We start from the raw sequence: 22707 nt of genomic DNA on the forward strand, positions 1-22707 counted from the left end.
GAGGAATTTACATGACAAGTGAAGTTCAACAAAAAGGAAAGTTGGCAAAAGCCGCAAGCTATATTTTAAATATTAAAACAACTTGCGAAAAAAATGAGGCTCTCACAAAAATTGCTGAGCAGTTACTAATCGACCAAGATACTATCATTGCTGAAAATGCAAAGGATTTAGTAAATGGCGAGAAACAAGGAATGCCTGCTTCTACACTTGATCGAATCATGCTAAATAAAGAACGAGTAGAAGCTATGTCAAATGCCATTCAGTTACTTGTAGAATTAAATGATCCAGTCGGCAATCTCTTAGAGCGAATAGAAAAAGATAATGGTTTACTGATAGAAAAACGTCTGGTCCCTCTTGGCGTTATCGGGATGATTTACGAGGCGCGCCCTAATGTAACAGTGGATGCGGCAACATTATCATTGAAAACAGGCAATGCTGTCATTTTACGTGGTAGCTCTTCTGCCAAATTTTCTAATATGGCCCTTGTGGCAAGTATTCATCGTGCACTTAGAAAAACGTCTATCCCTATGGACGCTGTACAATTAATCGAGGATACAAATCGTGAAACTGTCAAAGAATTATTCCATTTAAAAGAATACTTAGATGTTTTGATTCCTCGTGGAGGAAAGGCACTTATTGACTTAGTAGTAAATGAGGCCACTGTACCAGTGTTAGAAACAGGTGCTGGCAACTGTCATATTTACGTAGACCAAACTGCCGATTACATAAAAGCAGAAAAAATTTGTATCAATGCGAAAACACAACGCCCTTCTGTTTGTAATGCAGCAGAAAGCTTACTTATTCATTCCGATTGGTTTAATGAGCATGGTAAACAGTTATTAAGTGCCATCCATCAAGCAGGTGTCACAATTATCGGTGATGAAATCGTTTGTCAAGCTCTTGATTTCGCTCATCCAGCAACAACAGAAGACTATGCAACTGAATATTTAGATTTAAAAATAAGCGTTAATATTGTGGAAAACGTTTATGAAGCAATCGAGCACATTAATAAATACGGTACAAACCACTCTGAAGCCATCATGACGGAGGATCAGTTAGTAGCGGATACTTTCTTAAATAGCGTGGATGCTGCAGCTGTCTATCATAACGCCTCTACTCGTTTCACAGACGGCTTTGAATTTGGCTATGGTGCAGAAATCGGCATTAGTACGCAAAAATTACATGCTCGTGGGCCAATGGGATTACCTGCGTTAACATCTACAAAGTATTACATTCACGGTAACGGACAAATCCGAGAATAATTGTAGAACTATTAATGAAAAGCCGGCAGTTGACATACGCTGTCGGCTTTCTTTGCTTATTTTTTGCACTTTGGGATTGAAAGATTTGTAGAGGAGCTAGGGCAGATTCTACTCCTAGCCGAGCAGTTCTGACCTCTACCTGGCCAAAGAACTTTGATAACGGAGCGGAAAAACGTTAATTCTCTTCTATTTTCACAAGCGTCAAACATTATAAAGGAAAGAAGGTTTTGTATGAACATTTCAGCAATTATAAAACTAACTGTTTCAATGGCCCTTTTTGGCTCCATTGGATTTTTTACCGTTCATACTGGCGTTCCTGCTACCGAGCTAGTTTTTGTCAGATGTATTTGCGCTACCCTCTTTCTAGGAGGGATGTGGCTCGTTACAAGTGGTCATAAAACGGAGAAATGGGATAAAAAAGAAATAGTACGTACACTTATTTGTGGTGTTTTTATCGTCTTAAACTGGGTATTTTTATTTAAAGCCTTTGAAGAAATGTCGATTTCTATTGCCATTTCTATCTATAATTTAGCACCAATATTCGTATTAATTTTTGGCGCATTGTTTTTAAAAGAAAAGATGACTATCCAAGCATTGCTAGCAACATTAACTTGTTTTATTGGCAGTATGTTCATTATCGGCTTAAATAATTTTTTGTCACTCTCTGAATTTATGAAATCAGGCTTTATTTGGGCGTTACTGTCTGCGTTATTTTACGCGTTTACGATGCTAACAAGTAAAACCATCACAAAACTTAGCTCCTACGCATTAACATTCATCCAAACAGCAGTCGGAATTGTCATACTATTCCCGTTTGTTGATTTTTCACTGTTTGAAGGCTTAACGACAACGAACTGGCTTTATATTTTAGGAACAGGCTTTATTCATACAGGCTTTGTTTACTATTTATTTTTTGATAGTATTCGTAGTCTCTCTACAATTCTAGTTTCTGTTTTAGTATTTATTGACCCGGTTGTGGCTATATTACTTGATATGCTGTTGCTTGATTTTATGCCGAGCTTCATGCAAACAGTTGGTATTGCATTAATTTTTGGCGGCATTTTTTACACAATTTACGTACCAAAGAAAAGGCGTTTGTCTCAGGTTTAGTTTTTATCTATCTTCATTCAGCGGATGTTTTTTGTAGCGAAAGCGATGCGTCAGTTACAGATTTTTTTTGTAACGTAAGTGAAACGTCAGTTACAGATTTTTTTGTAACGTAAGTGAAACGTCAGTTACAGAAGACTCCCACCTTTAAAGGTGAAGAGATGAATGCGGGTGTGCTTCCTTTTCAGTGGATATCCAAACACATACTGAAATAGAGGAACTCAGTCTAAGAACGCCAAGGGCAAGGTGATAGAAAGGTCGAACAGTACGACGAATAGAAATGAAGGCGACGGAACCGACTGGCAGTACGACGGATACAAAGCGCATAGTGACGGAAAGGTCGAACAGTACGACGGATAGAAATGAAGACGACGGAACCGACTGGCAGTACGACGGATACAAAGTGCAAAGCGACGGAAAGGTCGAACAGTACGACGGATAGAAATGAAGGCGACGGAACCGACTGGCAGTACGACGGATACAAAGTGCAAAGCGAAGCGNGTGCAAAGCGACGGAAAGGTCGAACAGAGCGACGGATAGAAATGAAGGCGACGGAACCGGCTGGCAGTACGACGGATACAAAGCGCATAGTGACGGAAAGGTCGAACAGTACGACGGATAGAAATGAAGGCGACGGAACCGACTGGCAGTACGACGGATACAAAGTGCAAAGCGACGGAAAGGTCGAACAGAGCGACGGATAGAAATGAAGGCGACGGAACCGACTGGCAGTACGACGGATACAAAGTGCAAAGCGACGGAAAGGTCGAACAGAGCGACGGATAGAAATGAAGGCGACGGAACCGACTGGCAGTACGACGGATACAAAGTGCAAAGCGACGGAAAGGTCGAACAGAGCGACGGATAGAAATGAAGGCGACGGAACCGACTGGCAGTACGACGGATACAAAGTGCAAAGCGACGGAAAGGTCGAACAGAGCGACGGATAGAAATGAAGGCGACGGAACCGGCTGGCAGTACGACGGATACAAAGCGCATAGTGACGGAAAGGTCGAACAGTACGACGGATAGAAATGAAGGCGACGGAACCGACTGGCAGTACGACGGATACAAAGTGCAAAGCGACGGAAAGCCACGCCCTGTGGCAATTCTTCTGTGCGAAAGCAAAGCGTCAGCAACAATTACGCCAAGGCGGAATTAATTGATATAGAGGAGGGTTTTTCGTGAATAAACTTTATGCAATTGGTGAATTATTAATTGATTTTACGCCTACTGAGCAAAATACCTCCCTTGCTACAGTAGAGCTATTTACTAAAAATGCTGGTGGGGCCCCTGCCAATGTTGCTGCTGTTTGTGCAAAACTTGGGCAACGAGCAGCTCTCATCACACAGGTAGGTCAAGATGCTTTTGGAGATTTTCTTGTAGAAACGTTAAAAAAGGCTGATGTTGATACGAACTATATCGTTCAAACTGTTGAGGGTGAAACAAGTTTAGCCTTCGTTTCCTTGACAAATGACGGAGGCCGTGACTTCTTATTTTATCGTCGTCACGCAGCAGATTTGCTTTACAACAAAGAACAACTTCCGCCCAATATATTAACAGGTAAAGATATTCTTCATTTTTGTTCAGTTAATTTAGTGGAAAGCCCAATGAAACATGCACATGTGTCCTTGATAGAACAGGCTCATCAGGCTGGTAGTCTTGTTTCATTTGATCCCAATGTTCGATTGCCATTATGGAATGATGAGAAGGCATGTCGTCAAACTATTTTAGAATTTTTACCAAAGGCCCACATTGTTAAATTATCTGAGGAGGAGCTTTTATTTTTAACGGCTATGGAGGACGAAGAAATAGCAGTCCAAACATTATTTCAAGGGAAAGTACAAGTACTCATAATTACTCGGGGAGCAGAAGGTGCAAGTCTTTACACTAACAAGCTTCATGTCAAAGTGCCAGCTGACGAGGTCCATGCAATTGATACAACTGGAGCGGGCGATGCTTTTATTGGAGGAGTGTTAAGTATTTTCCTTAGCAAGCAGATTACAGCGATAAACTTAGTCGACTTTTGTAAGCAGTACGCTATCCCCCTCCTTACATTCGCGAATCGCTATGCAGGAGCTTCAACAGAAAAACATGGTGCCATTGCATCTTATCTTGCCAAGCATGAACTGTCATTTAAAAATGACATGATCTTTTGAATATATTGGAACTTATTCTGTTGTCATTCGTATTAGGTAGAGACAAGTTAAATAAGAGGAGGAGCTCTAGTGAAATCTATTACAAAAAAACGAACAAAAGCATTTCTCATTGATTTGGCAATTTCAACGGCTGTCACAGCTGGTGTAGAATATGTCTTGCGAAAAAAAGTGAAAAACGAGGCGATTCATGCCATTGTCACACCAACAGTCGTGATGTGGTCACTTGAATTTGCACAATTACGTAAAAAAGGGCAAACAGTTGGCTACAAAAAAATGGGACTCGAACTTGCAAATGAAAATGGGTCAGAGCTAACTTCCCCTCAAATTATCAAGCGCATGGCTTACCGAGACACAATTAGTACATTCGATTACTTGAAAAATCCAAAAGCATTTGAACAACAAAATGGACAACTTCTTCCTCACGACAGCTTCTCAGGTACTGTTGTAAAAGAAGTCTAGAAAAATAGAGCTGCTCAAATATAATTTTGGGCAGCTTGTTTTAATATATAGGGAATAAATTATTGCGTTGTGAAGGAAGAAAATATCGAAGAAGGACGTCATGATTTCCCAGCTGCCTACTGTTAAACCAACCTTCTTCGATAAACCAACTAGTAATGCGTCGAACGGAGATGTACCAAGCTTAGATTGCATCAGATGCCGCTAAAGTATAGTGTATATTTCCATTTCTGCTACCTGTACATACTACTCCCTATTCAATTGCTTTTTCATTAAAATATGTGGGATTCCACAATCCATAAACTCTTCTCCTGCACGTTTATAGCCTAATTTTTCATAAAAGCCCTCTGCATAGGATTGCGCATTTAATTTAGATTTTGTTAAACCTTTTTCAAGTGCTATTTCCTCTAGACCTTGGATTATGACTTTACCTAATCCAAATTTACGGAATTCTATTAATATACATATACGCTCTAGTTTGCCGTAACCATCAACAACTCGCAGTCTGCCAGTGCCAACGGGTTGTTCGTTATAGTACACAAAAATATGATCACATGCTGCATCTAGTGTGTCGAATTCATCATATTCTTCTTCCTTTGGAACCTTTTGCTCCTCTATAAACACTTTTTGACGAATGGCAAATGCTGTTTGTAAATCCTGTTCATCTGTTATTTTTTTCGTGTTCATCTTTATATTCCTCCTCGTTTTTTGCTGTTAGGAGCGTACTCTCCGTTGATAGAACTTTGTTTTCCGTCGGTGAGCCGTATGCTTCGCCGCTAAAACTGCTTTTTCCGCTGCTATAACCGTCCTCTTCACCGCTAGACCTGCTTTGCAAAAGAACCCCCACTGTAGATATGAAGTGAAATTTCCTTGCATGGATGATAATATATAGTATAGAGTATTTTTTATTGCAAATACAATAAATTTTTCGGAGGCAATCAATGAAGGAAATTTTGCGAGATATTGGTGCGATTGCGCGGGCACTTGATTCCATTAGTAATATCGAGTTTAAAGAACTTGATTTAACAAAGGGTCAGTATTTGTATGTCACTCGCATCTGCGAAAACCCTGGCATTATTCAGGAAAAGGTTGCTGAACTATTAAAGGTAGATCGCACAACTGCCTCCCGAGCGATTCAAAAGTTGGAGATAAAAGGCTTTATAGAAAAACGAAATGAAGTTGGTAACAAGAAAAACAAACAGCTTTTCCCAACTGACAAAAGTTTAAAAATTTACCCGTTTTTAAAGAGAGAAGGAGAATATTCGAATGCTAGAGCACTAGATGGTTTTTCTCCTGAAGAAATTGACAATGTTCACAACTTATTAATTCGTATTCGTCAAAACATTGAAATTGATTGGGAATATGTAAAAAAAGGTCATAAACGAAATTATTAAAGGCGATTCCTTGCGCTTCTGAGCATTTGGAATCGCCTTTCTTTGCGAAGAATACCTTTTTATCTCTTCACGCCATACATCCGTCCGCCTCTATCCCGGGGAACCCTTATTCACCAAATTTACTCTATTATTCTAGTTAATGTTGAAAATTTCTGACTAATCTAACATAATTATTAAAGTACATACGAAAGGTAGGTGCTTATTTATGTCGAAACATCCTCTACTTGTACGTGATGTATTAAAGCGAAAGCATTTTGAATCTGCCAAGCTAATCGCTGGACAACAAGGTCTAAATCGACAAGTACTATGGACACATATTTTAGAAATAAAAGATTTTGATACTTTAATAAATGGCGGTGAGCTCATATTAACAACCGGTGTAGGTTTACAGTTAGAGCGTGAAACACAAATTGCTTACTTGGAAAACCTTATTCGTAACGGTGCTGCAGCTCTTTGTATTGAGATTGGTGATTATTTTAATTATGTTCCTGCAGAACTAGTTGCAATGGCTAATGCTCATGATTTTCCTATCATCATTTTTGAAGAGGTTGTAAGATTTATCGATATTACGCAGGATCTACATACTTACATTATTAATCAGCATCAGCAAGCATTAACACAGCTTGATACGATATCAAGGACTTTTATGGAATTGTCGTTAATGCCAAATGGGATTTTAAAAATTTTACAGGTGCTTCATCAAGATACAGATGCATTATTTTTATTTGTCTCTGAAGATACAAAAAGCTTTTATTATCCAATAGAAGCCAAAAAGTATTTACATCTTATGGAGGACCACTGTCAGCAACTAGAATTACACGAACCCATTCAACTAATGTCCATTGATAAAGATCATTTCGTCATCATTCCTGTCAATGGACTTGGACAAGTATGGGGCTATTTATGTATGCGTTCTGCACTGCCGAAGCCAAGTGATTATACATTGTTAAACCTTGAACGTGCAACGATGTCTATTGCCCAAATATTAATGCGTAATCGAATGCTACAGGAACGGCAGCAAAGTCGTGAGGATGAATTTATCCTCGCCTTAATACAAGGAGAACCGATTGATCTTCAGTATTATCAAAGTTATTTGCCGATGGAAAGTCGCAACTTATTTTATCGCGTAGTCGTATTTAATATGCTTGATTATGCCAATACCTTTTCAGAGGAAGACTGGCAAGAAATACAGCTACAAAATGTCATGTTTGTTCGCTCCATTATAAAAAAACTTGGCTTTTTCCCTACCGTGTCGGTTCGACAGCATGAAATTATTATCCTTGCATTTTACATTGCTGCAGATGATATGGAGGAAAATCGCGACTCTTTTAATCAAGCTATACAGCAGATTGTTGCTCGAAAAACACCACAGCTTTTCGAGCAAATAACCCTTACCTTTGGTATTAGCAATGTTTATCAATCCATTAACAGCGTACAGCAAGGCTATAAAGAGGCAAAAACAACCATTCAAATGCAACACAATGAACTTGCTTCTTCTATTTACTACAAGGATTTAGGTGTTTACAGATTGTTATTACATCAGGATCATGTTGCCCTTTTGCAATACGTTAAAGATTATTTACAAGAAATACTGTTGATTGATCAAAAGAACGGTAATGACCTTTATCAAACGCTCTGTGTTTATTTAGCATGTAATGGTGCCAAGAATGATACAGCTGAACAACTATTTATTGTCCGTCAAACACTCTATAAGCGAATTGAACGACTAGAAAATATTTTAGGAGCTGATTTTTTACAGGCCCCTCACCGCCTCAATATAGAAATAGCGGTGAAGGCCTATGAATTATTGAAAAAAACAGCACCTGATATTTTACGCTTTTGAACGTGGATCCATAAAATCGCGTAATGCATTGCTAAGCATATACAAACCTAATACAAGTACTGTAATGGCCCCACCTGGTGCATAAGTGTACCAAGGGGCTCCAACTAAATAAGCTTGTGAATCTTTTAACATTCGTCCCCAACTAGGGTTTGGTGGCTGCACTCCAAGCCCTAAATAACTCAGTGCCGCCTCCGCAAGCATCGCAGTTGCAAAGGTTACAGTTGCGGCGACGATAATCTGCGATGAAATATTGGGTAATATATGGCGAAACATTATGCTATAAGGTTTTGCGCCGATTAACTTTGCTGCTAAGACATATTCAGTGTCACGATGTTGGACGAATCCACTACGCGCAATTCTAGCAATGGCCGGTATAGCAATAATGCCTAATGCAATAGCAGTATTAACAATCCCTGGCCCAAATACCGCAACGAGCATTAAAGCTAATATAATTCCTGGAAAGGCCATTAATGCATCCATCATACGCATAAAAATTTCATCGATCCAGCCTCCTACATACCCCGCTATCCCCCCAATTAAAATACCAAAAATTGTTCCGATAAATACCGTTAGTAGTCCGACTGTAAAGGCCGTTTGTGTCCCTTTCATAATACGGCTAAAAATATCACGACCAAATTCATCCGTACCAAAAAGATAATCACTACTTGGGCTACGTAATTTTTGAGGTATATTCATCGAGTTCACATCATGCGGTGTATAAAAAAAGCTGATAATCATTACGATTAGAAAACCGACAATGACTAGTAGACCAATGATTAAATTGATATTTTTCATGTACCTTTGTATATTTTTCATCGTATCCACCTTTCATCGTAATCGGATTCTAGGATCTAACACAGAATATAAAATATCGACCATAAAATTGATCATGACCACCGCAACAGTAATATACATCACGATTCCCTGTACTAATGGAAAATCACGATTACTTATAGCCGTGATGAGGAGTTGACCGACACCCGGTAGCGAAAATACTTGCTCCACAATAATCGTTCCAGCAACAACTTCAGCCATGATCAATCCAAATACCGTTAATATTGGAATCATCGAATTTTTTAAGACATGCTTATACATAACATTTTGCTCAGACATCCCTTTACTGCGAATCGTACGCACATAATCGAGCTGAACTTGCTCTAAAATGGCTGTACGAACATAACGAAAATTGACCGCAATTTGCGGAATCGCAATTGTTAATGCTGGGAGAATGAGCGTACTTAGCGCTCCTGCTACACTTTGCGTCCACGGAATATACCCACTTATTTTAAAGAAGCTGAACTGCATGCCAATATATAAAATGAGTATCATGCCAAGCCAGAAAGAAGGAATGGCCATGCCAACTTGCGTCACTGTCGACAGCGACACATCACTGAGCTTATTTTGTCTTCTCGCCGCAAACATCCCTAATGGTAAGGAAATGATTAACACCATTAAGAGGGTGAGCCCAGCCAATGACATCGTGACAGGAAGTCTGTCAAATAATAATTCTTTTACTGGCATTGAAAAACGAATGGAATTTCCTAATTCCCCTGTCAATAATCCCTTCATCCAATCCATATATTGCTCATAAAGGGGGCGATTCAAGCCAAGCTCTGATCGCAAATTTTCAATTTGTGTGGGATCCGCTTCGGTGCCTAACATTGTCCGAACCGGATCACCAGGTAAAATTTGAAAAACACCGAATGTAATCATCGAAACTAGAAGGATGGTTGTTATTAACAGGATGAACCGACGTATAATATACATCATCAAGCACTCATCCCTTTCTAGTTAGAAATTTTAACCTCAGACATATCATGGAACCAGAATGGATAACTCTTTAATCCAGCAATTTGCTTTTTAGAGCCCCAAACAATTTGATAATCTGCGATGTATACCGCTGCTGCCTGCTCAGCTAAAATTTCCTGTGCACGATGGTAATAGTCAATTTGTTTTGCCTGATCTCTTTCCTTTAAAACGTCTGCCATAATTTTGTCGTATTCATCATTTTTAAATTTGAAAAAGTTTTCACTATCATTCGTTGAAATGTAATCATTTAAAATTTCATAGGCAGATGCACGACCTGTTAAATCGATCGTTGTCATTTGATAGTCGCGTCCAAAGTAAACTCGGTCTAGCCAAATGCCCCATTCTACAACCTCAATTTCCACATCAATACCGATTTCCTTTAAATTAGCCGCTACGATTTGCGCGATATTTGAATACATATCATTATGCGAAGACACTGTAATTTTTGTTTTAAAGCCATTTGGATAGCCCGCTCCTGCTAATAATGCTTTGGCTTTTTCCACATCACGCTTATACATATTTTCTAAGCCTTTCTTTTGATAGTCCCCCATCGCCGGACTCATATTTGAACCAAGTGGTACAGCATAGCCTGCAAACACTGAGTCAATAATATCGGACTTACTAACCGCGTAGTTAATGGCTTGACGCACCTTTACATTATCAAAAGGTGCTTTCGTTTCATTAAATGTAACGATTAATGATGAGTTATTATTTTGATGAGATAAGTTATAGTTATCTCCTACTTCACTTACGCGCTGCCAAGGTACACTCGTTAAATCGACTTCATTGGCCATTAAACTCATAATCGCTGCTTGATCATCCGATTGGAAGGTAAACGTTACTTTGTTCAAGTATGGTAACCCTTCCTTCCAGTAGTGTTCATTTTTCTTCAATTCTAAATTAGTACCTGGAGAGTATTTTACATAAGCAAACGGTCCCGTACCTATCGGGTTTTCATTATGCTTTCCATCATTGCTTTTTGGTAAGATAGCTGATTGTCGAGCAGTTAATGAATATAAGAAGTTAGAGTTCGGCTCTTTTAGCTTGATCACAAATGTATTAGCATCTGGTGCTTCTGTTGAGGCAACATTATCAAAGCTGTTTGACATCTTTTCACCACCGTTTTTCCCCATTAAACGATCAAATGAATACTGAATATCCTCAACAGTTAAATCCTCACCATTATGAAATTTCACTCCCGGACGAATATTGAATGTGTATGTTAAACCATCTTCAGATATTGCATAGCTTTCGGCTAACCCTTCTATTAAAGTTCCATCTGTTTCCGGTGCCATTAGTCCTTCAAAAATATTAAGAATCATTTGGTACGAAATAGATGCTGTTGCCTTATGTGGATCTAAAAAATCTGGATCATCATTAACACGGACTACGATGTCTTGAGGTAAATCTGCTACTGACTTTCCACCAGAACTTGCATCTTTTCCGTCATCATTTGAACAGGCACTTATTAGTAAACCTACTATCAATATCAACAACAGTATCAACCAATTGTTCTTCAGCCTCATGTCATTTCCCCCTATCCCCTATGTGCTCATTATTTGAATGCTTTTAAAGCTTTCTACTTCATCTAATTTATCAGCAGCTTTAATGCCAGCAATGATCGCTACCTCCATAGCTCTCGTAGCCAAATGGCCCAAATAGTCAACTGGATATGTTTTATCTCCTGTACCTAGCACGAAAATCGTATCTCCATCCAGCATTGTGTGAACAGGATAAATCGTCCGTGCGAGAGCATTTTGTGTAAGCTGAGCTATTTTTTTCGCCTCTGCTTTTGTCAGCCTGGCATTCACTGCAATGACACCGATTGTCGTATTCGTACCAGACAATGCTTCCGATTGCACATACTCTTCTAAATAAGCACAGCAATCAATCCATTCCCCTGTTTTCGGATTCCTTGCACCTGCTAGTGTTTCTCTTGTATTAGGATCTTTTACATCCCCAACAGCGTTGACAGCCACAATGGCGCCAACAACAACACCCTCTTTGCCAGCTATAGAGGCACTACCTAGCCCCCCTTTCATACAAAATTGAGGACCTGCCAATTTACCTATCGTCGCACCATAACCGGCTCCTGTATTACCATTTGCAAATGGACCAATAACCGCACTCTTAGCTGCTTCATAGCCCATTCGAGCAGTAGGTCTTGTCTTTGGATCACCGATAAATAGATCGAACAGTACAGCACTAGGAACAATTGGAATGGTAGCAACACCTGCATCCACACCAATACCCTGCTCCTCTAAAAATTGCATGACTCCTGTCGCAGCATCCAATCCGAATGCACTTCCTCCGGACAAGCAAATCCCATGTACATGATTAATTTCGTTAATAGGATCAAGTGCATCAGTCTCTCGAGTGCCTGGTGCAGAACCTCTTACATCGACACCGCAAACTGCACCATTTTCCACTAAAATCGCTGTACAGCCAGTAATTCCTTCACTATTTTCTGCATGCCCAACCTTAACTCCAGGCACATCTGTAATATTTCCAAACATAATACACACCTCACTCTACGAAAACAAAATTTTCAGTTTACTTATCATATAAAAAGCACGCTACCCGTTGTTGTATATTTTCTTCCTGAAGCACAGGTCGCTCCTGATGACATCTTTCCATCACATATGGACAACGTGTATGAAACACACAACCTACAGGAGGATTCATAGGGCTTGGCAATTCTCCCTGTAACGATATTTCTTGTTTCGGTTTATCAAAATTGATAATTGGAATGGCTGATAGCAATGCCTGCGTATATGGATGCAGAGGATTCGCATATAATTCTTTCTTTGCGCCAATTTCCACTACCCTCCCTAAATACAAGACAGCCACTCGATCGCTAATATGTTTCACAACGCTTAAATCATGTGAAATAAATAAATAGGTCAAATGAAATTCATCCTGTAAATCCATCATTAAGTTCAAGACCTGTGACTGCACCGAAACATCTAGTGCAGACACAGGCTCATCTGCAATAATGAACTCTGGATGAATAGCAAGCGCCCGCGCAATCCCGATTCGTTGTCTTTGGCCGCCGGAAAATTCATGCGGGAACTTTTGCATAGCATCTTCTGGTAAACCAACCTTTTGTAAAAGCTCCTTTACACGTTCTTTGCGTTGCTCTTTCGTTAATGTTAATTGTAGCTTCATCGGCTCTTCGATAATGGCACCTATTCGCATACGAGGATTGAGTGATGCAAAAGGATCCTGAAAAATCATTTGCATTTGATTACGATAGGTTTGCAGCTTACTTCCCTTTAACTGCTGAATGGGCTGTCCTTTATAGAAAATTTCTCCCTCGGTCGGTTCAACGAGTTTTAAAATAGTTCGACCAAACGTCGATTTCCCTGAGCCGGATTCTCCAACGATACCAAGTGTCTCGCCACGGAAAATTTCAAGAGAAATATCATCGACTGCTTTAATGACCTTTTTCTCTTCCTTCATCGACTTACGTTTCACAGGAAAGTAGGCTTTTAAATGATTAATTTCAAGCAAAACTTCTTTCTTCGTCATAATCAAGCGCCCCCTTCTCCGTGAATAAATGACAGCGCACTTTATGCTCGTCTTGAATATGGATTACCTCAGGCTGCACCTCATGGCATCGTTCCATCGCAAATGGACAGCGTGGTGCAAAGCGACAGCCCTCTGGTAACGCATAAGCTGGTGGAACAGTGCCTGGGATTGACGGCAACCTTTTAACATCTGCGTCTAGATTAGGCATTGTTTTTAAAAGAGCAGATGTATACGGATGCTTTGGATTCATAAAAAGCTCTCGCACGGGTGCTTCTTCTACGATTTGTCCTGCATACATGACCATAACTCGGTCTGCCGTTTCCGCTACAACGCTCATATCATGCGTAATAAATAATATAGCCGAATGATGTTCTTCCTTCATCTTCATCATAAGCTTTAAAATTTGTGCTTGTACTGTTACATCAAGTGCCGTTGTCGGCTCATCAGCAATCAGCAACTGAGGGTTATTGGACATGGCAATCGCAATCATGACACGCTGACGCATACCACCTGATAATTGATGCGGATATTCAGCAATAACCTTTTCTGCATTGGCAATACCAACTTCTTTTAAGAGTTGTAGAGATTTCTCCCTCGCTTCTTTTTTTGAAATCCCTTGATGCCTACGAATTCCTTCCATCATTTGATTAGCGATTGTAAAAACTGGATCTAATGATGTCATCGGCTCTTGAAAAATCATACTAATTTCCTTGCCTCTTATATTGCTCATCTCTTTATTTTTATAGTCTAAGAGATTTTTACCATTCAATTTAATCGTACCAGCTGTAATTTCTCCTGGTGGTATGGGCAGTAACCGCATAATGGATAACGATGTAATACTTTTACCGCTTCCAGACTCACCTACAAGCGCAACCGTCTCTCCCTTACGAATGGCAAAGCTCACATCATCAACAACTTTCGCCTGCTGACCATTTTTTAAATGGAATTTTATTTTTAAATGATTTACCTCTAGGAGCACCTGATTTTCTTTTGACTGATCCATATGCATTCCTCCATCTCATATTTGATTTGGTGGTGCATAGCGTATTGCGATATTTTTCATTTGCGTATAATTTCTTAACGCCACAAAACCTTTTTCTCGACCAATACCGCTCTTTTTATAGCCACCAAACGGCATTTGAATTCCGCCTGCTGCTCCATAATTATTGATAAACACTTGTCCAGCCTGCACTCGACTTGCGACATAATGGGCAGTATCTATATCCTTTGACCACACACCTGCAACTAAACCGTAGTCTGTACTATTCGCTAAGGCAATTGCTTCCTCAACCGTCGTAAACGTCAATACAGTCAACACAGGTCCGAATATTTCCTCCTGTGCAAGTGCATCATTTGCTTCTACCCCTGCAAGTATTGTTGGTTCAACATAATAGCCCTTTTCATAGCCTTCAATCGTCAGTGTTTCACCACCAGTGACCACATAACCATCTTCCTTCGCCTTTTGCAGCAGTGTTGAAATCTTCGTATATTGTCGTTCATTTAGAAGTGGCCCCATATCAACGTCTGCCTCACCCGGACCAACTTTTAAAGCTTGGAATTTTTGCACTAATTGCGCGATAAAGGTCTCTTTCACACTTTCTTCAATAAGTAATCTGGCCCCTGCTGAGCATGTTTGTCCGGCATTCTGAATAATGGCACGTACAACTCCATCAAGTGCTTGCTCCATGTTGGCGTCCGCAAAAACAATATTTGGTGATTTCCCACCAAGCTCTAACGTTACAGGTACAACATTTTCAGCAGCTGACTTCATCACTGCAATGCCTGTTGGAACAGAGCCTGTGAACGTAATATGATTGATATCAGGATGAGATGTTAAATATGGCCCAACTTCACGACCTAAACCTGTAATATGCTGAAAAATACCTCTTGGCAATTTACCCGCAAACCATTCCGTTATGGCGTGTGTAGTTAATGGCGTATCCTCCGCACTTTTGACAATTACTGCATTGCCAGTAGCAATGGCAGCCGCTACACTTCTCGCAGTAATTTGAATAGGATAATTCCAAGGCACGATATGTACGGTAATTCCGACAGGCTCTAACACTACCGCATTTAAAATGCCGTCTTCAATGGGAATCGTGTCCCCCATTACTTTATCAGCAGCTCCCCCATAAAACTCAAAATAGCGAGCTGCTGCTTCAATATCTGCTCTCGCTTGTGTTAACGGCTTTCCAACATCACGACATTCTAATAAACTCCATTCCTCTGCATGCTTGCGTATATAGTGGGCAAATTCAACAAGTAGCTGTCCTCGTTCATAGGCCTTTATTTTCCGCCACTCTTCACTTTCAAACGCTACACGTGCAGCACGTACAGCCTTGTCGACATGAGTTTTACTTGCATTCGTAATTTGGGCAATGACTTCACCAGTAGAGGGGTTCATAACATCTAATAATGCCTCCATACTAGCGTGAACCCACTCTCCATTTATCAACATCGGAATTTTTTTCACCTTATCCCTCCTATAGTCCACGACCACCGTCTACATGTAATGTCGTTCCTGTAACCATACTCGCTGCATCAGAGAGTAAATAACTTACTGCTCCTGCAATGTCTGATGGATCTACTAAGCGTCCAAGGGGGACCGATTGAACAAAGACACTTTGCTTTGTTTGCTCGATGTCTGCTCCTTGTGCCGTAAATTGACTGAGCATCTGTGTATCAGCTGGCCCTGGGTGAATCGTGTTAACACGTAATTGAAACGGCGCTAGCTCAATAGCTAAACCACGTGTAAAGCTCTCTGCCGCCCCTTTAGAAGCAATATAAGCCTGCAAACCTGGGCGTGGACGTACAGCAGAAATGGATGCGATTGTTACAATGGAGCCCTTTTGCCGCTCTTTCATATAAGGAACGACTGCCTTTGTTGTAATAAATAAGCTTTTAACATTGACATCCATTAACCGATTCCACTCGTCCATCGATACTTGCTCAATTGGTGTTGCTGCCTGCGCTATACCAAGCGCATTGACAAGTCCATCAATCCGTCCATACTTGGCAAAAACCTGCTTGAATACTTCGTTCACATGCTCCTCTTGCAAGACATTGACTTCAAAGCATTGCAAGGCATCCTGCGCTAAATCGCTAAGAGAAGCTACTGATAAATCGAGCCCAACTACAATATTGCCCTTTGCAAGCTGCTCCTGAATAATGGCTTTTCCCATACCGCCGCCAGCACCTGTCACGATGATGACCTGTTGTTCTACTGCCATGCTATACACCCCTTGCCGCTAAATTCATTTTGATAATTTCCTGACAAATCGCATCACCCATTTGTGCTGTTGTCGCCTGTCCACCAATATCTGCGGTTTTCACGATCCCTTCTCGAAGAACCGTCTCAATCGCATGAACAATTAGCTCTTCTAAATCCGATCTCCCAATATGTCCAAGCAACAAAGCAAGTGACCAAATTTGTGCAATTGGGTTTGCTATACCCTTTCCTGCAATATCTGGTGCTGACCCATGCACAGGCTCAAACATAGACGGGAATGCCTTTTCTGGATTTAAATTAGCTGACGGTGACAACCCAAGACCACCAACAATGGCAGACCCTAAATCTGATAAAATATCTCCGAATAAATTGGAGGCAACAACAACCTGAAAATCTTGCGGTCGCTCCACGAAATAGGCTACTAAAGCGTCGATATAGATAGATTCTAGCTCTAGCGCTGTTGAGCTTTGCGCAAGAATTCTTCTAGTATGCTCATCCCAGAACTTCATTGAATGAATAATAGCATTCGATTTTGTCGCACTCGTAATTTTTGTTTTGCCATTTTTATAGGCATAATCACAGGCGGCTTGGACAATTTTTTCAATTCCGATACGTGTCATAATCGTGTTTTGAATGGTCATTTCCTGTGGTTGATTTTGATAAATTCGACCACCACTATCGGAATATTCCCCCTCCGCATTTTCCCGGAAGATAACAAAATCAATATCTCTTCCGTTGGCAAGCGGTGAGGCTATGCCAGGTAATGATTTAATCGGACGGAAATTAACATATTGCTGGAAGTTTTTTCGTATCGGCATAATTAATTCCCATACGGTAACGTCATCAGGAACACGAGCATCTCCAATAGCCCCGAATAATATCGCATCAAATTCTTTTAATATATCTAATGCATTGCATGGCATCATTCGGCCGTGCTTAAGGTAATAATCTGAGCTCCAAGGAAAAATGGTTGTTTCTATTTGTAAAGACGAATCGTGTTCCTGAAGAGAATTTAGTATCTTTAGTGCTTCTTCCATAACTTCCTTTCCGATGCCATCCCCTGGAATAATTGCGATTTTTGTGTGAGTCATTGTACATCACCTGCTAAAAACTTTAATGCTGCTAAACGGTAAATAGCTGTTGTTTCTGCTAATTCTTCGATATCAACATATTCGTCAATTTGGTGGGGCATATCACGATCACCAGCTCCAACGGTAACAATGGGTACTCCATGAACATGAAGGAACGTTCCATCTGTAGCCCCTGGGACACCGTTATATTTCGGCTCTTTTTCCGTTACCTCAGCGACTGCCTCATAAATGGCTTGTACAACAGGATCCTCCTTCGCAGTTGCTGTAGCAGGGCGATTGTCAAGCACTGTTAGCTCAACTTTAAAATCTGGATCATCTGCTTGCAGACGCTTGATAATTGCCTCGATTTTACCGAGAAGCTCATCATGATCCTGTGCAGGTACAGTACGAATATCAAGCGTCGTCATACAATGATCAGGAATCACATTGATTTGCGCATCCCCTTTTACGGGTGCTCGTAAAATCGTTGGTGTAATAGATGGCCAATTAAGCATCGGATCACGCCCTAAACGTGCTTGCTCTTCTTTTTCCAATTTTTCAAGCTCCACGATAAAGCGTGCCATTCGCCAGTTTGGGTTAATGCCGCTCCAAGAAATTGCACCGTGCGCCATTTTACCGAAAATATCTACTTTCAAGCGTATTGCCCCACGTTGTGCGATACATACATTATTTTCCTCTGGCTCACAGATAATCGCCCCATCCACATCATCTGCCCAGCCATTTTTTATAAAATGTTTAATACCTAGCATCAATCCTTCTTCATCACATGGAATACATAAAATAATCTTACCTGTAAATTCTTCCTGATCCAGTAACAACGACTGACAAGCTGTAATCATACACGCAAGATTTCCTTTTGTATCATTTGTGCCTCGGCCATACATTCGACCATCCATAATTTCTGCACCGAATGGATCGTACGTCCATGCTTCACGATTTCCTTCAGTAACGACATCTGTGTGTCCTTCAAAGAGGAGTGTTTTTCCTGGCCTACCCGAATCAATAATACCAATGACATTCGGCCTGCCTGGCACTACCTCCTCTATATGTGTTTCAATCCCGAGATCACGTAAATATTGAGCGACAAAATTCGCGACTTCTTGTTCATTGCCATTCGGATCATCTTCCCGATAAACGCTTTCTATACGCACTAGCTTTTGTGTAAGCTCAATAACTGCTTTTCGGTCACGTATATAAGATTCCGTTGTCTTTAAACTTGTTACTGTCATTTATAAGTCCTCCTTATTTTATAGAATATTCTGAATTCAAATAATTCTATCATTGTCCTATTAAACAAGTATTAGACAATTTGTTAATAATATATAGAATGCTATTAACTTTATGTTTAGTAGTAAAAAACTAGAAAACAACAAAATTATCTATCTTATGTTGTTTTTCGATAAAAAAAAGATTGGATCATTTTCATAATGTAGGGTTGATTTCCGTTCCGGCTGGGCCCGTCCGATCTCCACTACAATCAACTTATTCGCATGACTTAGGTTTTATCAACATGTCATCTCATTTTTCGGTGATAAAAAAATAAATAGCTTTTAGTTTTAAGCTGTTCTCGAAAAGATTGTTGCTATTCAACTGACGGAGCAGATTAGTGCAGCGAGGAAGTATGATAAAAAAATCAAACATACTATGCATTTAAGGTGATCAGGCTGGGACATAACTAAATGGTTCCTTCATAAAGCCGAATAATCTCTAAATTAACAAAACACGATAAATAGAAAAACCGAACTATCCAATGAAACACTTCATGAGCGTTTCATTGGATAGTTCGGTATTTTTGTTGGCTGAAACACTTTTGTCCCAGCCTCCTTATTTTTTTCTAATCAGTGTATCCCCAAGAGGGATTCCAACCACAACAACCAAAACCGTTAGAATTACTAGGGCTCTAAAAATAAAATACGCAACTTGATCGAACATCGTATCTCTCCTTCTTTTCTGAATAATCCCTACCTTATATTCCGTAATTACCCAATTCCTATTGAAGAGTCAAACTAAACTAATAATACACAAAATCATTTGTGCTTTATTAGTTTAGTTTACTTCATTACAACGTATGTATGCAGTCTTCACTTTTTATATTTTGCTATCTTCAACAATAGGGCGCGATTGTTTAATAAGCTTCGCTGTTCTTCTTAACTTATGAAGATCATTAAGTTGCATAGGCAGCTCTTTTTTTCTTTATTGAACTAATGAAGCATTTAGCTAAACAAGTTATAAAATGAAAAGAAAAAAATAATTAAAAAAGCATTCAGGGACAGTTCACCCTTGAATGCTTTTTCGCTTCTTTTATTAAGAGTGGATTTCCTGTACACGTCCAATCTGTCCATCTATTAGCCTGACTTTAATTCCGTGGGGAAGAGTGCCCAATTTGGTAAAAATATCTTAAATGATATCTCTGGTAATCTTCCCTTTTTCGATCCTTTTTTAACAATATCAACAGCTTTGCCTGGTAATATGTCTTTCCAATATTGTCCGTATATCAGACACCCATTTTTCTACGGGTATTGCTTGTTTTTTTCGTTTGCTGGCTTTTCATTTTTTTTGTTGATAGGTCAGCATTCTTTTTTCCTTTATTAGCAGAGGAATGGTTCTTTTTGTTTTCAAGCTGCTGTTTTACTGCCTCTTGCAGGCTGATTTTTTTTTGAGGTACTTCGGATTGATTATTCTTGGTCATAGGAAATGCTCCTTTTTGAATATGATAGTTAGTCCAGTATAATCTATTTTCTATTATTTGTGAAACTTTTCACTTTAACATACAACAAGTGAAGACGTTTTTTTACTAACGAAGCAGTTTAGTTAAATAAGAATTAGAAATAAAAAAACTACAGTATATTGAAAAAACCACCTTATCAATTTTATATAGGGGGTATATATAAATTGAAGAGGTTTATTATAAGTATTTTGTCTTTATTTCCAGTTCCTTTCTTATTTCATTTTTACGAATATAATAGTCATCTTGCTAGCCAACACGCTGATTTTTTGTTTCCGGTATTTCTAGTGTTCATTATTGTTGTAGGTATATCATCGAGAAACATTAAATTTCCTTTGTTCTTTGGCTTGAATTTTATTATGACCGTTATTTCTTTAATATTTGGCTATTTTTTTATAGTTGATGATGGAGGTTGGTTTAAACCTTTTGGCAGAGATGCCGCCATTATATTTGTTTCAATTATTTATATTTTAGGGCAATTAATTATAAGAGTATTTTGCAAGCAAGGTCATATTAACAGCCAAAGAAAATAGTAAATATGAAACGAAAAAAGTAGTTCCTGCTAACGAAGTAGTATTTCTGTAATATATAAACTGTTTAATTTTGCTAAATCAATAAAGTTTGTGAAAGAATGTACTTAAACTAATTTTAGTTGAAGAAGAAGATAACCAAACCAGAAGTAACAATCTTTGAGAAAACAGCCTAGTTTTAAAAACATCGTGCCGCTACTATATTTGAAGGTTAAAAGACAAATTGGAACTTCCGAAAGAAATGGGATGTATACAATTTCGAAACAACAAGTTTGTTTTATCATTTATCAAAGGTTAATATCATTAGAACATTAGTAGAGAATTTTACTTTTTACCAAAAGCAACAATAAAAGAAAACCAGCGTCTCTGTTGAACTACATTCATAGCAGAGAGCTGGTTTATTTCTTTTATCCCCATTAACGGGTCACTGATTAAAGTTTCAATTTATTGCTGGCGAGATTCTGTCATTTGCTTCCAAACAGAACCTTTTGCTTCCTCACCTTGTTCGATGCGGGCAATCGCCATTTTTACTTGTAGCTTCACTTCAAACTCTTTATCTTCTGCAGCAGCCTTCAATGTCGCTAAGGATTTCTCAGTACCGACTTCATATAAGTACATAGCTGCACGCCAACGAACAAGTTTGTTTTTATCCTGTAACGCTTGCTGCATCGCGTCCTCAAATTCCACGAAGCCAAGGTCACTCATACAATCTCCTGCCGTTCGACGTACCGCTGCACTTTTGTTCTGTAATGCCTTTTCTAAATATGGAACAACTGCCACATCCTCAATCATGCCTAAATAAACGGTTGCAAGTCGACGGATAGACATTTGCTCATCTTGTAACGCTAAATCTAAAAGCGGTAAATCATCTAGCTCTGGATCTGCCATTTGGTCAAGCAGTTGGAAACGTTTTTCCCATTCTGGTTGCTTAAACTGCGCAACAGTAATTTTTAGCTTAGCTGGCTTCTCAATAGTTTTCTCAGAATCATTAATCGTTGCAATAATCTTCGCCAAACGTTCCTCAGAATAGGTTACTTCGATTTCCTGTTTTACTGCTTCCGCAATTTCCTCAAGCTCTCCATAACGTACACCATAGTCAATCCATTTACGTTGGAAAATGTAATTTTCATCAACTGCTGTCTCACTAATTTTATTGAAAGCTTCCACAAAGCGCTCACCACAGCTTACACGGTGCTCATGTTGGTTATCAAATACCTTCACTTGAAGTGGTACTTGCTTATAAAACTGTACATGAACGTACACTTCACCATAAAATTCATTGGCTACTTGTTCATTGTTTACTTCGTGTACGTCTTCACCTAACACTTGGCGAATGCTTGCTAAAATACTTTCCCATGCATACTTTGCGTTACGCTCAACAGCGAAGAAATCTGCTACATGATAAACGCCTTTAACACCTTCAATTGCCAAAATCGCTGCTGCTTCACCAGTTGCTTCATCTTTATTATCCTTTGTAAAATTATAGCTTTTGCCAAAAGGTAACTCTGTATCAACGACAATCTTCATAGAATTAGGGCTTGGTGTCGGTTCAATTGTCATAATCTTCATGT

The 22707-nt window shown here is 39.4% G+C and carries 22 protein-coding genes and 1 pseudogene; 8 read left to right on the forward strand and 15 right to left on the reverse strand.

The genetic code is table 11. From position 1 onward, the window contains the following. The first annotated feature begins 11 nt into the window (after positions 1 to 11). The 5 genes from AN161_RS06945 to AN161_RS06965 all read left to right on the forward strand — a co-directional run bounded on the left by AN161_RS06945 (position 12) and on the right by AN161_RS06965 (position 4987). Positions 12 to 1262, forward strand: coding sequence for a glutamate-5-semialdehyde dehydrogenase (locus tag AN161_RS06945; RefSeq protein WP_053593641.1), 1251 nt, complete (start codon positions 12 to 14; stop codon positions 1260 to 1262). 231 nt (positions 1263 to 1493) lie between these two features. Continuing rightward, entirely contained in the window at positions 1494 to 2372 is an 879-nt protein-coding gene (locus AN161_RS06950; protein ID WP_053593642.1) for a DMT family transporter, read from the forward strand. 949 nt (positions 2373 to 3321) lie between these two features. Beyond that, on the forward strand, positions 3322 to 3531 hold the full coding sequence (locus AN161_RS28655; RefSeq protein ID WP_143114660.1) for a hypothetical protein: 210 nt from the start codon (positions 3322 to 3324) through the stop codon (positions 3529 to 3531). Positions 3532 to 3553: 22 nt separating this feature from the next. Then, complete coding sequence (locus AN161_RS06960; protein ID WP_053593644.1) at positions 3554 to 4528, forward strand: carbohydrate kinase; 975 nt, start codon at positions 3554 to 3556, stop codon at positions 4526 to 4528. 69 nt (positions 4529 to 4597) lie between these two features. Beyond that, positions 4598 to 4987, forward strand: a complete 390-nt coding sequence (locus AN161_RS06965; RefSeq protein WP_053593645.1) for an RDD family protein — start codon at positions 4598 to 4600, stop codon at positions 4985 to 4987. Between the two features lie 93 nt (positions 4988 to 5080). Here the strand turns inward: AN161_RS06965 and AN161_RS28660 are convergent. Together AN161_RS28660 and AN161_RS06970 are read right to left on the reverse strand one after the other, a co-directional pair. Continuing rightward, positions 5081 to 5179: pseudogene (locus AN161_RS28660) on the reverse strand (YitT family protein); the annotation flags it as partial. Between the two features lie 51 nt (positions 5180 to 5230). After that, complete coding sequence (locus tag AN161_RS06970) at positions 5231 to 5671, reverse strand: GNAT family N-acetyltransferase (protein ID WP_053593646.1); 441 nt, start codon at positions 5669 to 5671, stop codon at positions 5231 to 5233. A 254-nt stretch (positions 5672 to 5925) separates the two neighbouring features. Here AN161_RS06970 and AN161_RS06975 point away from each other — a divergent pair, with 254 nt between their 5' ends. Beyond that, the gene (locus AN161_RS06975) at positions 5926 to 6378 is read left to right on the forward strand and encodes a MarR family transcriptional regulator (RefSeq protein WP_053593647.1); all 453 of its coding nucleotides are present in this window, start codon (positions 5926 to 5928) and stop codon (positions 6376 to 6378) included. Positions 6379 to 6583: 205 nt separating this feature from the next. Further along, positions 6584 to 8221 (forward strand): PucR family transcriptional regulator, encoded by a 1638-nt coding sequence (locus AN161_RS06980; RefSeq protein WP_053593648.1) that lies wholly within the window; start codon positions 6584 to 6586, stop codon positions 8219 to 8221. Here the strand turns inward: AN161_RS06980 and AN161_RS06985 are convergent. The 12 genes from AN161_RS06985 to AN161_RS07035 form a co-directional block, all read right to left on the reverse strand. After that, the gene (locus tag AN161_RS06985) at positions 8210 to 9037 is read right to left on the reverse strand and encodes an ABC transporter permease (protein WP_053593649.1); all 828 of its coding nucleotides are present in this window, start codon (positions 9035 to 9037) and stop codon (positions 8210 to 8212) included. The two genes, AN161_RS06980 and AN161_RS06985, sit on opposite strands and share 12 nt — an antisense overlap. Positions 9038 to 9049: 12 nt before the next feature. Then, positions 9050 to 9991: an ABC transporter permease gene (locus tag AN161_RS06990; protein ID WP_053593650.1), complete on the reverse strand. Its 942-nt coding sequence runs from the start codon at positions 9989 to 9991 to the stop codon at positions 9050 to 9052. A 17-nt stretch (positions 9992 to 10008) separates the two neighbouring features. After that, entirely contained in the window at positions 10009 to 11556 is a 1548-nt protein-coding gene (locus AN161_RS06995) for an ABC transporter substrate-binding protein (protein WP_053593651.1), read from the reverse strand. Positions 11557 to 11574: 18 nt separating this feature from the next. Further along, positions 11575 to 12546 (reverse strand): P1 family peptidase, encoded by a 972-nt coding sequence (locus tag AN161_RS07000; protein ID WP_053593652.1) that lies wholly within the window; start codon positions 12544 to 12546, stop codon positions 11575 to 11577. Between the two features lie 37 nt (positions 12547 to 12583). Then, on the reverse strand, positions 12584 to 13561 hold the full coding sequence (locus AN161_RS07005) for a dipeptide ABC transporter ATP-binding protein (protein ID WP_053593653.1): 978 nt from the start codon (positions 13559 to 13561) through the stop codon (positions 12584 to 12586). Beyond that, a complete protein-coding gene (locus AN161_RS07010; RefSeq protein ID WP_053593654.1) occupies positions 13536 to 14564 on the reverse strand; it encodes an ABC transporter ATP-binding protein in 1029 nt (342 codons plus the stop codon). Before AN161_RS07010 ends, AN161_RS07005 begins: the two co-directional genes overlap by 26 nt. A gap of 15 nt (positions 14565 to 14579) precedes the next feature. Continuing rightward, positions 14580 to 16034 (reverse strand): aldehyde dehydrogenase family protein, encoded by a 1455-nt coding sequence (locus AN161_RS07015; RefSeq protein ID WP_053593655.1) that lies wholly within the window; start codon positions 16032 to 16034, stop codon positions 14580 to 14582. Between the two features lie 10 nt (positions 16035 to 16044). After that, positions 16045 to 16791: a glucose 1-dehydrogenase gene (locus AN161_RS07020; RefSeq protein WP_053593656.1), complete on the reverse strand. Its 747-nt coding sequence runs from the start codon at positions 16789 to 16791 to the stop codon at positions 16045 to 16047. A 1-nt stretch (position 16792) separates the two neighbouring features. Next, entirely contained in the window at positions 16793 to 17881 is a 1089-nt protein-coding gene (locus AN161_RS07025; protein ID WP_053593657.1) for a tartrate dehydrogenase, read from the reverse strand. Next, on the reverse strand, positions 17878 to 19110 hold the full coding sequence (locus AN161_RS07030; RefSeq protein WP_053593658.1) for a M20 family metallopeptidase: 1233 nt from the start codon (positions 19108 to 19110) through the stop codon (positions 17878 to 17880). The genes AN161_RS07025 and AN161_RS07030 overlap by 4 nt, the downstream gene beginning before the upstream one ends. 1075 nt (positions 19111 to 20185) lie before the next feature. Then, the gene (locus tag AN161_RS31240) at positions 20186 to 20263 is read right to left on the reverse strand and encodes a DUF2196 domain-containing protein (protein WP_343069293.1); all 78 of its coding nucleotides are present in this window, start codon (positions 20261 to 20263) and stop codon (positions 20186 to 20188) included. Between the two features lie 112 nt (positions 20264 to 20375). After that, positions 20376 to 20570, reverse strand: a complete 195-nt coding sequence (locus tag AN161_RS07035; RefSeq protein WP_053593659.1) for a hypothetical protein — start codon at positions 20568 to 20570, stop codon at positions 20376 to 20378. A gap of 203 nt (positions 20571 to 20773) precedes the next feature. On the opposite strand from AN161_RS07035, the gene AN161_RS30110 reads away from it, so the two are divergent. Further along, entirely contained in the window at positions 20774 to 21139 is a 366-nt protein-coding gene (locus AN161_RS30110; RefSeq protein ID WP_075807199.1) for a hypothetical protein, read from the forward strand. Positions 21140 to 21580: 441 nt separating this feature from the next. Here AN161_RS30110 and AN161_RS07045 read toward each other — a convergent pair whose 3' ends face one another. Next, positions 21581 to 22705: a virulence factor gene (locus AN161_RS07045; protein WP_053593660.1), complete on the reverse strand. Its 1125-nt coding sequence runs from the start codon at positions 22703 to 22705 to the stop codon at positions 21581 to 21583. Positions 22706 to 22707 lie beyond the last annotated feature (2 nt).

Origin of the sequence: Lysinibacillus sp. FJAT-14222, from assembly GCF_001278875.1 — a bacterium.
GTDB lineage: Bacteria > Bacillota > Bacilli > Bacillales_A > Planococcaceae > Lysinibacillus > Lysinibacillus agricola.